10 protein-coding genes are annotated in these 16,531 nt (G+C 38.2%); all 10 read left to right on the top strand.

The annotated features are described in order from the left end of the window. The first annotated feature begins 61 nt into the window (after positions 1 to 61). Positions 62 to 478 carry a helix-turn-helix domain-containing protein gene (locus R2S57_RS11915; RefSeq protein WP_316845175.1) on the top strand — a complete coding sequence of 139 codons (417 nt, stop codon included), beginning with the start codon at positions 62 to 64 and terminating at the stop codon, positions 476 to 478. Between the two features lie 58 nt (positions 479 to 536). Continuing rightward, positions 537 to 2,072, top strand: a complete 1,536-nt coding sequence (locus R2S57_RS11910) for a SulP family inorganic anion transporter (protein ID WP_316845174.1) — start codon at positions 537 to 539, stop codon at positions 2,070 to 2,072. Positions 2,073 to 2,594: 522 nt separating this feature from the next. Next, positions 2,595 to 5,609 carry a SusC/RagA family TonB-linked outer membrane protein gene (locus tag R2S57_RS11905; RefSeq protein WP_316845173.1) on the top strand — a complete coding sequence of 1,005 codons (3,015 nt, stop codon included), beginning with the start codon at positions 2,595 to 2,597 and terminating at the stop codon, positions 5,607 to 5,609. 1 nt (position 5,610) lies between these two features. Further along, positions 5,611 to 7,161 carry a RagB/SusD family nutrient uptake outer membrane protein gene (locus R2S57_RS11900; protein WP_316845172.1) on the top strand — a complete coding sequence of 517 codons (1,551 nt, stop codon included), beginning with the start codon at positions 5,611 to 5,613 and terminating at the stop codon, positions 7,159 to 7,161. A gap of 10 nt (positions 7,162 to 7,171) precedes the next feature. Then, entirely contained in the window at positions 7,172 to 8,281 is a 1,110-nt protein-coding gene (locus tag R2S57_RS11895; protein WP_316845171.1) for a discoidin domain-containing protein, read from the top strand. Between the two features lie 35 nt (positions 8,282 to 8,316). Further along, positions 8,317 to 9,408, top strand: a complete 1,092-nt coding sequence (locus tag R2S57_RS11890; RefSeq protein ID WP_316845170.1) for a DUF5007 domain-containing protein — start codon at positions 8,317 to 8,319, stop codon at positions 9,406 to 9,408. A 21-nt stretch (positions 9,409 to 9,429) separates the two neighbouring features. Beyond that, positions 9,430 to 12,576, top strand: a complete 3,147-nt coding sequence (locus tag R2S57_RS11885) for a SusC/RagA family TonB-linked outer membrane protein (RefSeq protein ID WP_316845169.1) — start codon at positions 9,430 to 9,432, stop codon at positions 12,574 to 12,576. A gap of 11 nt (positions 12,577 to 12,587) precedes the next feature. Beyond that, a complete protein-coding gene (locus tag R2S57_RS11880) occupies positions 12,588 to 14,108 on the top strand; it encodes a RagB/SusD family nutrient uptake outer membrane protein (RefSeq protein ID WP_316845168.1) in 1,521 nt (506 codons plus the stop codon). A gap of 19 nt (positions 14,109 to 14,127) precedes the next feature. Further along, complete coding sequence (locus tag R2S57_RS11875; protein WP_316845167.1) at positions 14,128 to 14,868, top strand: fasciclin domain-containing protein; 741 nt, start codon at positions 14,128 to 14,130, stop codon at positions 14,866 to 14,868. 33 nt (positions 14,869 to 14,901) lie between these two features. Beyond that, a complete protein-coding gene (locus R2S57_RS11870) occupies positions 14,902 to 16,521 on the top strand; it encodes a DUF5008 domain-containing protein (protein WP_316845166.1) in 1,620 nt (539 codons plus the stop codon). Positions 16,522 to 16,531: the final 10 nt, after the last annotated feature.

Raw genomic sequence — 16,531 nt, 5'->3', positions numbered from 1 at the left:
TACGCACTTTTTAGTACGAAATGATCCCAGATTCTTTAAACACCTAGCATCAAATTTTTATATGACAAAGAAAAGACAAGCCTATTATTCTTGCTCTATGGAGGCAGCTTTAAATGTGATAGGAGGCAAATGGAAACTGACTATTTTGAACCGTCTTTTGTCGGGTCCGAAAAGATATGGCGAACTTCACCGCAGTGTTGCAGGTATAACAGAAAAAATGCTTACCCAGCAACTGAGGGAGTTGGAGGAAGATCAGATCGTTGAAAGGAAAATTTATCCAGTGGTGCCACCAAAGGTGGAGTACTCTTTTACCGAATCGGGGAAAAAACTGACTGATGTTTTTAAAGCACTGGAAATTTGGGGCAGTAATTTTCAGCACCGTATTAATCCAATTTCTGGCAATACAGATCACGACAATAGCTGTTATACTTTTAAGGACGAAGGGCAGCTTGCCGAAATATCCACAACCCATAGCTAATAATAAGACTAATGTTCTTATAATTTCGATATTTGCAGCTGTTAATCATATCCTTTAAATGAAACTCTACCTGCAGCTTTTCGATTTCTCAAAGAAAATAAATTACAAAACCGAAATTCTTGCAGGGCTAACCGTAGCCATGACGATGATTCCCGAATCGCTGTCGTTTGCTATTCTTGCAGGTTTCCCTCCATTAACAGGTTTATACGCAGCATTTATAATGGGTTTGATAACCGCTGTTTTAGGTGGCAGGCCAGGCTTGGTTTCGGGTGGAGCAGGGGCTACGGTAATTGTCCTCATTGCTTTAATGAAAACCCAGGGTATAGAGTATGTTTTTGCAGCCGTGGCGCTGGCGGGTGCAATACAGATTTTAGTAGGCTTGTTTAAGTTGGGTAAATTTGTGCGGCTCGTTCCACAGCCTGTAATGTTTGGTTTTGTTAATGGCCTGGCTGTTATTATTTTTATGTCGCAGTTGGAGCAGTTCAAAACCTTGGTTAACGGTAAAATAGAGTGGTTAAGTGGTAGTCCATTATATATCATGTTAGCGCTTGTTTTGCTCACCGTGTCGATAGTTGTTATCCTCCCCAAAATAACCAAGGCTATTCCGGCATCATTGGTTGCTATTATTGTGGTGTTTATTGTTGTTTTGGGTTTCGGAATCGACACCAAGTTAGTGAAAGATATTGCTTCTGTTAAGGGCGGCTTTCCGCCATTTCATATTCCGGGTGTTCCTTTTAACCTGGAAACGCTTAAAACCATTTTTCCTTATGCGCTCATTATGGCAGGTGTAGGTTTAACAGAAGGCTTGCTTACCTTAAACCTGGTTGATGAAATTACAGAAACCAAAGGCGATCGGAACAGAGAAAGCATAGCACAGGGCATTGCTAATATTGCGAACGGTTTTTTTACCGGTATGGGTGGCTGCCCGATGATTGCGCAAACATTGGTTAACTTATCGGCAGGGGCACGGGCCAGGTTATCGGGCATTATTGCTGCGGTAACCATACTCGTTATTATATTGGTTGGCGCACCTGTAATCGATCGTGTACCCATGGCAGCATTGGTGGGGGTAATGATGATGGTAGCCATCGGTACTTTTGAATGGATGAGTTTTAAGGTAATCAATAAAATGCCCAGGCAGGATATAATAATCGGGATTTTGGTGGCGGTGATTACCATCTGGCTACATAACCTGGCGTTGGCCGTATTAATCGGGGTCATTATTTCTGCGCTGGTTTTTGCCTGGGAAAGCTCTAAACGGATCAGGGCCACTACTCATACTGATGCCGATGGGTCAAAACATTATGAAATATTCGGCCCACTCTTTTTTGGATCCGTTGCCAACTTTAATGAGTTATTCGATGTGGCGCATGACCCAGCCCTTGTGATCATTGATTTTAAGCATAGCCGGGTTTTTGATATGTCGGGTATTGATGCACTGAATAAACTCACCGAAAAATATAGCAATGCCAATAAAAGGCTTCAATTAAAACACCTCAGTGATGATTGTAGGCGCTTACTTAAAAATGCCGATGAAATTATCCAGGTTAATATTATCGAAGATCCGGTTTACCGTGTAGCCACAGAAAGGTAACAGCCATAATTATTCGCAAATCCAAAAAGAATAGCCCTGTCGCATTAGTGCTATAATAGAATGTCGTGTCTTCAGGAAAAGCAGAATTTCTTGTACTCTGTAAGATCTGGGCTAAAATATTAAAAGATTTAGTAAAACGTTTAACTAGATTTAGGTCTAACAACAGAAAATCGTTCAATTTATTGTAATTGTGGCGCTACAATATCACTATACGCTGTTTTATAGGATGTTAAATTATTAAGAGATTTTAATAATATTTACTTTTTTATGTGTCAAATTGACAATTATTTTAATAGAATTAAATATTATTGTTGTGTTTCATAAAAATTTCATAAAAATGACATTTTGTTGTTAAAACGATTTAGTATATATATATTTGATTTAACCAAATACTAAATTTTATGAGAATCCCTAACTATTACTACCGAAGTACCTGTCTTTCTAGCCTGAGACATATCCTGCCGTTTCCGAAAAAATAAGTTTTAGAAATCATTTTTTTTACCAATTAAAGATCCATTAACTATGCGATACTTATGGGCGTGCCTTGTTTTTTTTGCCGCGTTTACATTAAACGTTTTACCGACTTATGCAGCGGGTAAAAAACTTCATAAAGGCCTAACAATTAATTACCTGACCCTTCAGGATACGACAAAAATCAAGATCGTAACACTGAAAGACTCACTACGAAAAGATAGTTTAGACCAGATCAAGCAGAAAACACTTTACAATAAGTTATCTGGCGGTGTAAAAAAAGACACCAGAGATCTATCGCTTTTCCCTGCAATTTCATTACAGCAAAATTTAAAGGGCAATTTTGCGGGTCTGTATATTCAGGAGCCATCAGGCGAGCCTGGATCCATTCAGAACATGTTTATCAGGGGAGCTGCGATGCCGCTACTATCTAAAAAGGATTTATACGATGTTCAGCCACTGGTTGTACTCGATGGAATCCCTTTGGTACGGGAGCATCCTTTTGCTTTTGATACGCAGCAATTCGATTTTAACAGAATCGGTCCTGCAACTAATTTATTGGCAGGTATCGATATGAATAATATTGCATCTGTTGAAGTGCTTAAAGATTTAGGCTCTACTTCTATTTACGGACCCAGAGGTGTTAACGGTGTAATTGTGTTAACCTCTAAAACGGCTGCAGGTAAATACCGCTCCATATCTTTCAATTCCTATATAGGGATGGTACAAAAACCAACGGTAAATACCATTAACGGTAAATATGAAAATGAGTTCAGACAGCGCTTTTATGATATTTATACCACCAACGGCAGGTATTCTGATGATGAGGAGTATCCTGTATATTTAAGTGATTCGTTAAATAACGTATATAGCGGTAAATCAGACTGGACTGATTTATACTATAAAAATGCTATGATATATGGCATTAATTTCTCGCTTTCCGGTGGTACCGACAGGGCGAACTTTAGGTTTGCGTTGGGCAATACCAAAAGCGAGGGTGTGGCAGATGATACCGGTATCGACCGTTATAGCGCTACTTTCAATATCAATATGAAGCCAACCAAGTGGTTGTTGTTCTCCACAATGATTAACGCCAACCGTTTAAACCGCAATAGAAATAGAACCTTGCGTGACCGTTTTTCGCAACTCAATTATTTTCCTGATTTAAGTGCCCCACTTCCTCCGAATAAGGATTTCTATGGTTCTTATTTGCAACAGTATACCAAAGGATTTGATGACAACAAAACAAACAGTATCCAGGGCTATGCCAAATTAGAAGGAACTTTTGGCAAATTTAAAGTGGTGTCGTCTTTTGATGCCGATTACAGTGAAGGTTACAGAGATGTTTTCTATGCCAGAACGCTTTTGCAGGGAAACAGTTATGCATCCAATTATTATGGCTTTAGCCAAAGGTTAATGATGGATAACAAAGTGACTTACGATCTGAATCTGAACAAAGTTCATGATTTTCATTTTGCATTAGGGCAATCCATGCAATGGGATATCTATAAATATAGCAATGCTTATGCCTATAAAGGGGTTAACGATTATATCAAAATCAACTTGCTCGATTCGAAACCTAAAAACGATGATGGTTCGGATAATGGAAATTACTTAACTCCGGTTGCTTTCCCAAGAGAATTGACCTATCGTTTTATTGATAAAACCGAAGATAATTTATTGTCTTTTTATGGAAAGGCAGACTATTCATTTAACGAAAAATATTTCTTATCGGCGATATTACGTGCAGATGGTTCTTCGAATGCACAACCAACAAGCCGCTGGTTTTATTCGCCAACCATTTCTGCCGCCTGGAATATCAAAAACGAATTTTTGAAAGATAACAGACTAGTTGATGATTTGGTATTACGTGCAAGTGTTGGTAGAATGGGACGTACGTTTAGTTATGATAATTATGCGCAGGGACCACAATATACTGCTTCAGTAGGCTATACCGGTAACTTAACCGTTCCTGGATATAACGCTTTCGGTGTGTTAACCCGTACGTACCAATTTGGTTGGGTAGGTTACGGTGTGCCTTGGTCGTACTCTGATCAAATTAATATTGGTGCAGATGCTGCGCTGTTAAAAAACCGTCTTCACCTTTCTGTCGATTTATATAGCAAAACCGAAAAAAATCAATTAATTGGTATCCCGGCTTATGCTGAATATGGTTATAAACAATCAATCGAAAGTGGCATGTCTGTTAATAATATGGGTGTGGATGTAAGCATTAGCGCTCAGGTAATTGCAAGAAGTAAATTTTCATGGAATTCTGCCTTAAACTTTAACCACAATTCGAACGAACTTAAAGCATTGCCTAGAGGATTAGATCAGCTAGTTGTGGGCAACAGGTTTTTGAAGGTTGGCCAGCCAGTAGATCAATATTGGTTATTGGTTAACAACGGTATTTATACTTCAGATGCTGATGTGCCGGTGGTTAACGGACAGAAATTAAAATATAAAGGCATCGCTTTAAAAGCTGGTGATCCACGTTGGCAAGATCAAAATGGCGATAATACCATTGATGATAATGATAAAGTATTAAAAGGACATTCTTTACCAACTATCGCAGGTGGTTTTGATAACAACTTTAAATATGGCAACTGGAGTTTAGGTACAAGCCTTTACTTTAATTTGGGCAGAAAGCTAATTAATCAGGAAATGGCCAGCCGTTTCGATTTTGTGAACCGCGAGGGTAATACGGATATTAACTCTGTTAAAGAAATCACCTTCTGGGAAAAACGTGGAGATTACTCAAAATATCCCCTTTACAACCCTTGGAGTACAGTAATTCCATATCGTGCAGATCAGGATCTTTTCTTAGAAAATGCTTCATTCTTAAAATTAAGACAAGTATCGTTAGGTTACGACCTAGGCAATTTGCTCAGTAAGAAAAACATCAAAATCAGCAAACTCTTTGTATACGGTGCTGTGAGTAATATTTTTACCATCACACCATATACCGGTCAGGATCCTGAACTGGTTAGCTACGATGGTATTGATACAGGTTATGGCCAACCTATTCCGAGAACATATACCCTAGGTGTTAAAATGGAGCTATAAGATGAAAAAAAGAACTAACAACACATCAAGCGAGATGAAAAATATATTATACATACTTCTGGTTTCTGTGGTAGCCTTTTCAGGCTGTAATAAAGCTTTAGAAACAGATTCTACCAGGGTTGTGGGCGAAAAAAATGCCTGGAATACAGTAGAGGATGCCCGATCGGGAATTTTGGGTGTTTATGCTTTAACACGGGCTGCTTTATCTGATAATAATGGTCACTGGATTTATGGTGATGTAAGAACAGGAGAGTTTTTAAGTCCAAAACGACAAGATCTGAAAGCGGTTATAGGCAATAACTTAAACGCTTCATATCCGGTACTCGAATCGTTATCTGATTGGACAAGATTTTACGCCATTGTAAACGGTGCCAATGTTTTCTTAGAGAACATTGCACATGTTAGAGAAACAGATAAACGTTACAGCAGCAATAACATGACTGTTGATATTGCACAAGCCAGATTTTTAAGAGCTTTTGCTTATTTCTACATGGTTCGGATTTGGGGTGATGTACCATTCATTACTTCATCGGATGAAGGTAAATTTACAGATAAGCCCCGTGAAAGCCAGGCCAGGATTTTAGCATGGACCGAACAGGAAATTTTAAAAGCAGCAGCTGATATGCCATTTATCTATAGTGGTGGTGATGTACAGCAGCCAACTGATTATTTCAATGAAAATTCGGGAAGATGGGGCGGTGCTTTGGCAACAAAAGTTACAGCCTACGCGGTATTAGCGCATTTAGCAGCCTGGAACAGCGATTATACCAGCGTTGCTAAATATGCCAAATTTGTTGAAGATAATTATGGCAGAAGTGCTGGTGGTTTCACCGGAACGGGTGATTTATCAAATTCTAACGGATTTTTCTACAATAAAAATACCAGACAAATGTTTGGTTTCAACTCCGATTATGGTCACGTAGATGGTTCATCAACAGGGCATATTGAAGAGTTAACCTTAGCTGAACCGGTTATGACCAAGTCGGTTCCAGATATTTACTTGCCAAAAGATTCGATTCTGAAATATTTTAATATTGCCAAAGATCAAAGGTTTGCAGTTGATACTTTAGGACAGGCCAAATACGATGGGAGATATTTTACAAACCTGAATGGTAAGTATCCAATTTTCAGTAAAATCAAAGTAATCCAGGGCGGTGGAAATGATCCAAACTTCAGATACTTTACCAGTGCTTTGATTTTTACCCGCCTGGAAGATATAATTCTTCTGCGTGCCGAAGCATTATCGGTTTTAGGCGATCAGCTTGGTGCAATAAGTGAGTTGGTAAATGTTCAGGCAAGAAGGTTTGAAGAAGGCACTCAATTTTCTTTTAACCTAACTTCAGATGACATCATAAAATTAATCTTCGAGGAGCGTCACCGCGAATTATTGGGCGAAGGTTCAAGGTGGTACGATTTGATCCGCTACAACAAGATCAAACAAAACGATGCAAAATTTATGAACCTCATTAACTCAGGCGGAATTTATTGGCCAATATCAAGGAAGCTTATTTCTCAAAATAGTTTATTAACCCAAAATGCTTACTGGCGCTAATTATAGGGATATGAAAAATTCAATAAAATACATGGGCGCTTTAGCAATTTTATCGTTGCTAACGCTAATCCATTCGGCTTGCAAAAAGAACGGAGGATTTTATGATGCACCGGATCAGAATGTAACATTTGCCGGAAATACTTACGAGTATTTAAAAAGTAAACCAGGGGTTTTCGATTCGTTAATCGTAGTAATTGATAGAATGGGCCTTACAAAAACATTAACCGATAGTAATGTGACGTTATTTGCGGTGAGTAATCCAAGCTTTCAGCTGGCTTTGCGAAACTTAAATACCTTAAGAAAGCAATCGGATAAGGATCCGCTTTTTTTAGCCAATATTGATGCCATTCAGCTAGATACAATGACCTCATACTATATTATCAGGGGAAAGAAAACGACCGATTCATTAACACTTCAGGATGGATTAGATTTGAAAAGCGTACGTATTGGTTACCCAATGCATGCCAGCGTTACTAACATTTCGGCGTCTGGACAGGTTGGAGCGGGGCCGGCAATTATCAATTTCGACAACACTAAAAAAAGTAAGTTTGTTCGTAACTGGGCAACCAGTACAACATCGTCGAATAATATTAGAACCAAAAATGGTGTAGTACATGTAATTAGTTCCGACCACGTATTTGGTTTTAACGAATTCGTTACCCGTTTAACTTTTGTACCACCACCACCAAATTTATTCCTCGAAATTGGCGGTATATTTTCATCTAACCGCGAAAATGGTGGCGGAATAACCAGTGGAGAAAATTCGAGAAAAGTAATTGATGGTGATGATCATACTAAATTCTTAGCCGACTTACAAGGTGAGTTATGGATGAGGTTTGAACTTAAAACTCCAGCGGTTTCATCGGTATATACCTTAACCTCGGCAAATGATGCCAACGAAAGAGATCCAAAAGCCTGGACTTATGAAGGTTCTATGGACGGTACAAATTGGGTAGAACTTGATCGGAGATCTAACTTTTTCTTTGAGGAAAGATATCAGCAAAAGGTATTTAGATGTACAAATACTGTGGCTTATAAATTTTACCGTGTTGATATTACCGAACTGAGAAACAGTGGAACATTCCAATTGGCTGAGTTTACCATAAACAAAACGAAATAGTGATGCGAAATAGAAACATTAAAATAAATACTCCAATGAAATCCATCATAAATAAATATTTTGCGCTCCTTTTACTTGCTCTCACTGTTTTCAGTAGCTGTAAAAAGATTTTCGACTTACCTGATGAGAAAGATTATATCAGCAATAATGTGAATTTTAGTAATAAAATTCTTGAACCTATAATTGGTAGGACCAATCTTATCGGTGGCTTTAACAGTGATAATTCAACCAATCCAATCACATTTGAAATTGTAAACGTAAGGTTTGGTGATGGAAAACCCGTAAGCGATCTTTTTACAGCTGTGCCAACTTATGTTTGGACTGCTCCTTACACAGGTTTGGAAAAAAGCCTGGCTGAAATTGAGGCAAAAAGAAAAATTGAAACACATTCAATATTTGAGATACGTTCGTCAGGTGAATTTATTTTATGGCCTTCGGCAACCAATCAGATATTGAAGCCACGTCCAACAGATAGTACGAATTATTCTCAGGATACCCGCTTTTTTGATGTAAAGGTTAAAAATACCGGTGGTGAAAGGTTGATTAAAGACTTTCAGATCAGACCTTTCAGAGAGCGTCCGTACGAACCATCAAATGATTTTAACGCCTATACTGGTTTGCCTGCTCCTGATCCAAAATTTCCGTTAGACAAAAAATTGAGAGATTATATCCGTCCTTATTTAAATAACGTGATCGGCGTTACTTCTAATTTAAACCTGGTAAGCAATAATGATAAAAAGGACGCAATTGTTTACATCCGCCCATTTACTTCAGGTGGCAACGGACACTCGCTGCGAATTGTGGTTTTGGGTAAAGATTCTTTGCCGATCGATCCAAAATTCTTCAACGAAACAGTTTGGGACAAAATGATCCATGGCTTTAATATGCAAAAAACGGATAAATATGTTCAGTACGATGTTGCTTATCCCATTCCACTGGTAGAAATTCCAACATCATATGCTACCGGAGGATCGAGAGCAAAAGCGGAGTTGAGCTACTCCCGACTTGGTTTTGGGGGTGGACGTACAGTGGCCAATTTCGGTATCGATTTCGCCATTTACAAAGCAGGTGACTGGGAAATAGTCTTTTATTTCAAAAACGAGAACCCAAAATTTGCTAACGAATAGTTGATCAATAACGCTAATATTATGAAAAGAAATATACTTTTATATACATTACTTATTGTATGTATAATATGTGGTACGAATGCCTATTCGCAAGAAAAAAATATTATTGTAAATGGTAGGGTTTTGGATAAAGATACCAAACAAGGTGTACCAGGCGTATCGGTTGTTTTGCAAGCCACAAATAAAGGCTTAACGCAAACCAACGGCGATGGAAAGTTTTCCGTTAACGTACCCGTTGGAGGAACACTTTTATTTAAATTTTTAGGTTACAACACCTCATCGGTTAAAATTACCAATCAAACAAATATTACAGTTACGATTGGCGAAGACCGTAAAGATCTGAGTGAGGTAATCATTGTAGCCTATCAGAACAGACCAAAAGAAACCACTGCCGGATCGGTAACGGTGCTTACCGGTAAGGATGTATCCGATATACCTGTATCTAATATAGAAACACTTTTACAGGGTAAAGTACCTGGATTAAATATTCAGAATAATACAGGTGCTCCGGGTTTTAGGGGGTCGGTACAGCTTCGTGGTTTATCAAGTTTAAGTATTTCGGGTAGTGGTAACGATTCATTTTTGCAACCTACTTCGCCATTATATATTATTGATGGTGTGCCATTAGATGCCGATAAAGCTGCTGAGTTTGGTTTTCAGACACAAGGCCCTGGCGTTAGTCCACTATCATTAATCCCTCAGGAGGATATCGAAAATATTCAGATCCTGAAAGATGCGCAGGCCACTTCAATGTATGGATCAAGGGGTGCTTATGGAGTAATCATCATTACTACAAAAAGAGGTAACTCGAAAGTGCCGCGTATTAAATACGTAACGAACTTTTTCGTTAATGCACCGCCTAAATTACGCGAAACACTAGGTGGTAATTCAGAACGTCAATTAAAGATTCAGCAGATTATTTTAAATGCCCAAACCATTAATCAGATCAGAGGGATTAGCAATACACCTTTCCTTGCCGATAGTTTAAATGCATACTGGAACAATTCTACCGACTGGCAGGATGTGTTTTATCAAACTACCTTTAACCAAAGTCATAACCTGGCCTTGGATGGTGGTGATCAGAAGTTTAACTATAAAGCCAATATGGGCTATTACTCCGAAAAAGGTGTAATTAAAAACACGGGTTATAACCGTTACAATCTGAACATGAATATGGAGTTTAAACCGAATGATAAATTTAGATTTTTCGGGTTCGTTAATGGCTCTGTTGGTAAGCAGAATAAGGGTAATGGTGCCGGATTACTTCAATCGGGTGTAGCTGCAAACGGACAGGCATCAACACTTTTGCCGCCGCCATCTTTTTATCAGGCATCCGGTGGGGTATTATCGGCTTTGCAAACACTAAATGATAACAATTCAAGAAATTTAAGGGCAAATATCGATGCCCGTTACGAATTTATACCAGGTTTTGCAGCATCTTCAACCTTAAGTTATGATTATACATCAGATACTGAAACAACATTTACGCCTGCTGCAGCCAATGGACAGTTTGCCAAACTTTATGATTACAATGGAAGAAACTTCCAGTTATATAATAGAAATGCAATCACCTACGCTAAAACATTTGGCGAAAAACACAATTTCTTTATCAACACATTTAACGAAATTTATAAACAAGGCTCACAATCGTCAATTACTCAGCAAGAGAGAATTCCAAATGATCAGCTGCAGGGGCCTGTAGGTTACGATGGTTATTACTCGAGGGGCGGTGGTGTATTAAGCAGCTATAAAAATGCAACAATTGCATCTTTTGCAGGTTCATTATCGTACGATTATGATAAAAAATATGTTGCCGAATTCTCTTACCGTTTAGATGGTACATCATCAAGCGGTTTGGAAAATCCATATTCTAAAAACTCTTCAGTTGGTTTGAGGTGGAATTTTAATAAAGAAAACTGGTTAACCGATCAAAAATGGTTAGACTATGGTAGTTTAAGATTAACATGGGGACAAAATATTGTACCAACAGGTAATCTTCAAAGTATTTATGGTATTTATAACCTAAATGGATCTTACAACAATACACAGACCATTGGTATCGACTACGATTTAATTCCAAATCCGGCACTAAAGCCAACCACTACAAGTCAGTACAATCTGGGCTTTGATATAGGCTTCCTGAACAGATTCTCGATCGTTGTAGATACCTATTTCAAAAAGGTAGATAATTTATTGTTCGACCGTATTTTATCAAATACTACGGGCTTTAATAAATTGTCGAGTAACGATTTGGGTATCGCCAATTACGGTACCGAGATCAGTTTAAATGTTAAAGCCATTACCAGTAAGGATTTTGATTTATCATTTTCAATAAACGGAGCGTATAACCGCGACGTGCTGTTAAAATTACCAGAAGAATATAACGGGCAATATATCCGCTTTGATGGCTCAGGTTATCTACAACATAATGTTTTCCGTGTGGGTAGAAATACACTCTCTAACTATTTGAGAATTAACCAGGGTGTTTACAGCACTGATGCCGATGTACCTGTAGATCCGGTTACCGGAAAGAGATATCAAAGCAACAATACATTCTTTTTGGGTGGTGATCCAATCTTGAAAGATGTAAATGGAGATTATGTTCTGGATGGCAGAGATTACGAAATTACGGGGAACTCACAACCGTTGTTTACAGGTGGTTTATCATTTACCATGCGCTATAAAAACTGGGGCTTAAATGTGTATGCAAGTTATACCGCAGATAGAACAATCTTAAATAATGCCTTAGCTGATCGTATTGCCATCATGAGAGATCCGTTTGCCTTAAATGCTGTAGTACCCTTAGGCGATTTAAATATTTGGCAGGGACCTGGCGATGTGGCTAAATATCCATATCCTTACGATTTTTCCCGTTATGGAAGTATTCAACCCTTAAGAGCTGATCAAACCTTATGGCAAGAAAGTGGTTCTTATCTGAAAATCAACAACTTAACGCTTTCTTACATGTTCGACAAGAAATTGATACGCAGATTCGGACTTGCCAATTTAAGGATATTTGGTTCAACCAATAACCTGATTACATTTTCTAAGTACAGTGGTCCGAATCCAGAAAACGTAACCGCATTAGGTCGCGATATTTCTAACGGTTATCCTGTGCCACGTACGTACAACATTGGTTTAAACTTAGAACTTAATACAGGCAACTAAAAATATTTATTATGAAAAAAGTTATCATTTACACTTTAGTTATTGCAGCATCTTTTTGCTTGCCTTCATGTAAAAAGTTTTTAAACATACAGCCTTTGGATAAATTAACGGGGAACAACTTTTTCCAATCTAAGGACGATGTGGTGGCCAATATTTACGATTTATCGAGGATTGTTTTCAGCAAAATAAACGAAACACATTATATCGGTGCGGTGGGAGAATATAGATCGGGCGAAGTACTGCACGAAAGCCAGTCTGATAATGCGGCATCGCGCGAGTTCGTTGAATATTTAGGCAGAAACGATATATTAAATCTGATCAGGAGAGGGCAGCCCTGGGATTATTACAATTTTGATAGAATAACAAATTGGTCAAGTTATTACAGGGCTATTCAGGGTGCCAATATCTTAATTGCAAAATTAGATGAAGGAATACCAGGCATTACTGATACAGAAAAAGGACAGTTCAAAGCTGAGGCTGCGTTTATTCGCTCGCTATGCTATTTTACCATGGTGAGGTTATATGGAGACGTTGTGTATTATACAGATGCATTTCACTCCACATCATTACCACGCGAAAATTTTGTATCGGTGCTCAATAAATGTATAGCCGACTTAGCTAGTCACAAAAATGAAATCCCGTTTACCTATAACGATCCGGCTTTAAAGGGCGTAAGGGCAAGCAGGGGAAGTATTATTGCCTTAATGATGGAAATGAATATGTGGAATGCAGGTTTTGACGGAGCTAATGCAAATAAATATTATCAGGCTACTGCAGATTTGGGCAGAGAACTGGTTGCGAGTAATGCTTATCGCTTATTGCCCCTTTCAGAATGGTCAACGGTGATCAAAGGCCGTTCGGATGAAAGCTTATTTGAGTTTTATCAAAGTATAAACTATGGTGATGCGGTACTGAACGTTGCACCCATTGCCGATATGTTTTTGCATTACCCATACAAAAGACCAGAATATACCCACCGGGTAAGTTTTGCTTACTATAGGGGAGAGTACATGCAGAAACTTTTTCAGGATGGGAGTGATAAAAGAATCACGACCTGGTTTAATGAAGATATTTTTGCTGACAACGGAAAATTCATGTTGTTAAAATACGCTAAGAACTCTTTTATTGTTGGTGAGGAAGACGCCAATCCTGATAATACTTTTATGATTTTCAGGTATGGTGGAGAACTTCTGCTGGCGGCAGAGGCCCTTGCAAATATAGATGAAGATCGCGAAGCCATAACACTGGTAAACCTGGTTAGAGGTCGCGCTGGTGCAGCTCCATACACCCCTTCAATGGGCGATCTTAAAGAATTTATTTTTTACGAACGTTCAAGGGAGCTTATCGGCGAGGGCCATCATTACTTTGATCTGGTAAGAACAAAGAGAATTTTGAATAGTCAGTATTCTTACAATGTGCTTACATCAGATAAATTTGGTCGTGGTGCCTGGACCTGGCCTATAAGCTCAGATGCACTGAATAACAACCCGTATATGAAACTGAATGATTACTGGGTTAATGGTGGTAATTAATTATTATAATAAAAGACATATGAAAAAGCTAATTTTTGCTTGTGCTGCCCTATTGGTGTTATTAAATGCTTGTAAAAGAGATGAGTATTATCGTGATGGAGGTTTGGCAGATCCCAACTTTAAAGGCAATATGCTTCAATATTTACAGGCTAAAACAGTTCCTTTTGATACCCTGGCCAAAATTGTAAAACTTGCGGGTTTAGAAAGCACATTTTCTAATGACGACTTTACTTTTTTTGCACCTGATGATGAAGTAATCAAAAGAACAATTGGAACAATTAGAACAGATGGATTAAATGCTTACCTTTTTTATTCAGGAAAAGATACCGTTAAAACTTTAGACCAGATTAGTCCGGTAATCTGGAAGAGATATTTGCAACGTTACATGTTTAAAGGAGTGAATAGATTAAAGGACTATCAACAGATAGATTTTGATGTGAGGAGTGTGTATCCAGGTGGCTTATATTATTCCCTTGCAGGTAATATTTCTAACATAGGGGTAACCTATGCTACTGCAAACAATATCAAATACATCGGATACCGCCAACTCAATTTGACTTATATTCCTGATGCTTCAAAACCAAATGATGGTTGGTATATCAATAAGGTATCATCATCTGATATAAAACCCACCAACGGTGTAGTGCATGCCCTGGCCTTTAATGATATGGTAGGTGGTGCTTTTTTTGGATTTAACCGGAGTGATTTTTTTAGTGATGTATATTTTAGTGGTTTAGCACCTTCTGATCCCTCAAAATAAGTCATAATTGGTCTTACCTCAAGAAATTAAACAATGAAAAAAATTAAATTTATATTCGCAATAATCACTTTGATTGCTTTTAGCTTTCAAGGATGTAAAAAGGCAGACGAAGTGCTGCCCGATCCTTATGCTGATGCAAAGGCACCCCTTGGTGTGGCCATTTCGCAAACCGATATACCTGTTCCGGCAATCGGACTGGTGGGTACAACAGTAACCATCAAAGCTGCTGGTTTTGATAAATATAAAGATCAGTTAAGTTTTATGTTTAACGGTGAAAAAGCCGAGGTGGTGAGTGTAACCGCTACTGAAATAAAGGTTAAAGTTCCGGAAAATGGAAGTACGGGTGTAACCTCAATCGCTATTGGTGACCAATTATTTATTGGGCCAACTTTTACCGTAACCGGGCTTATTCAAATCGATCCTACTTTTAAAGCGATAGCGGGTACAAATGGTTATGTAAGCCAGGTGTATGAAATGCCTGACGGAAGAGCTATCGTTGTAGGTAACTTTACCAACTTTGATAACAAAGGCGGGGTGGTTCCAATTAATCGAATTGCCAGAACATCACTTGATGGAGAATACGATCGTACTTTCCGTACCGGAAAAGGGGCGAATGGTGCTGTATTTAGGGTTTTGGAAATTGGCGGCCGCTTTATTATTGGGGGTAGTTTTAGCGGATTTAACCAGCGTACCGAAAATATCAGCAACATTACCAGTTTGTTTACTAGTGGAGCAATCGATACCATAAAAATCAAAACCAAAAGAAAGCCAACGCTTACCGATACCGTTACGCAAAAATGGTTCCCAAAATTTAATGGTGGTACCAATGGTTATATTAACCGTTTATATGCCCATAAGGGAAAAATTTTAGCAACAGGCAATTTTAGGTATTACGTGAAAAGAACCTATGATCAGTTTAATTACGATTTCTCCAGAGATACTGTAATATTAGATAGTACAGACATTCGCCAGGTATTACGCTTTAATTTAGATGGTAGCCTTGATAAAACTTTCCGTTTTAACACTGTTACAAATAAGGGGAAGGAAAGTGGAAATGGAAATATCGATAGTTATATGCATACCGATGCAGAGAAATTGGAAAAACTGGTTGTATTTGGTAGCTTTAATACGTTTGATGGTCAACCGGCCAATCGTATTGTTCGCTTAAATCCCGACGGAAACATCGATCCTTCTTTTACTCCCGGCTCAGGGGCAGATAATACCATAAGTTCATGTACATATAATGCTACTACAAAAAAATATGTAATCACTGGAATCTTTAGCCAATACAATGGTAAACCAGCATTTGGTTTGGCGGTTTTAAATGATAATGGAACTTTAGATGAGACATTTGCTTCCAGATCATTTGAAGGTGGTTTTCCTGGTTTCGCCAAACAGCTTAATAACGGATTAATTGTAGTGAGCGGGAATTTTATTAAATACAATAACATTACCAGAAATGGTTTTATGGTGTTAACACCGACAGGAACATTGGCTAAAGGATACAATTCTACCGGTCCTTTTACTGGTGGCTTATCGGATGTTATTGAAACCCAATCTGCAGATGGTAAAAAAGCATTATTGTTAATTGGTGAATTTTATCGTTTTGATAATTTACCATTATATCACATTATTAGAGTAACTATCGAATAATAGATTAAGC

Source organism: Pedobacter psychrodurus, from assembly GCF_032678585.1.
Lineage (GTDB): Bacteria > Bacteroidota > Bacteroidia > Sphingobacteriales > Sphingobacteriaceae > Pedobacter > Pedobacter psychrodurus_A.
This window is presented reverse-complemented; position numbering and strand designations above follow the sequence as displayed.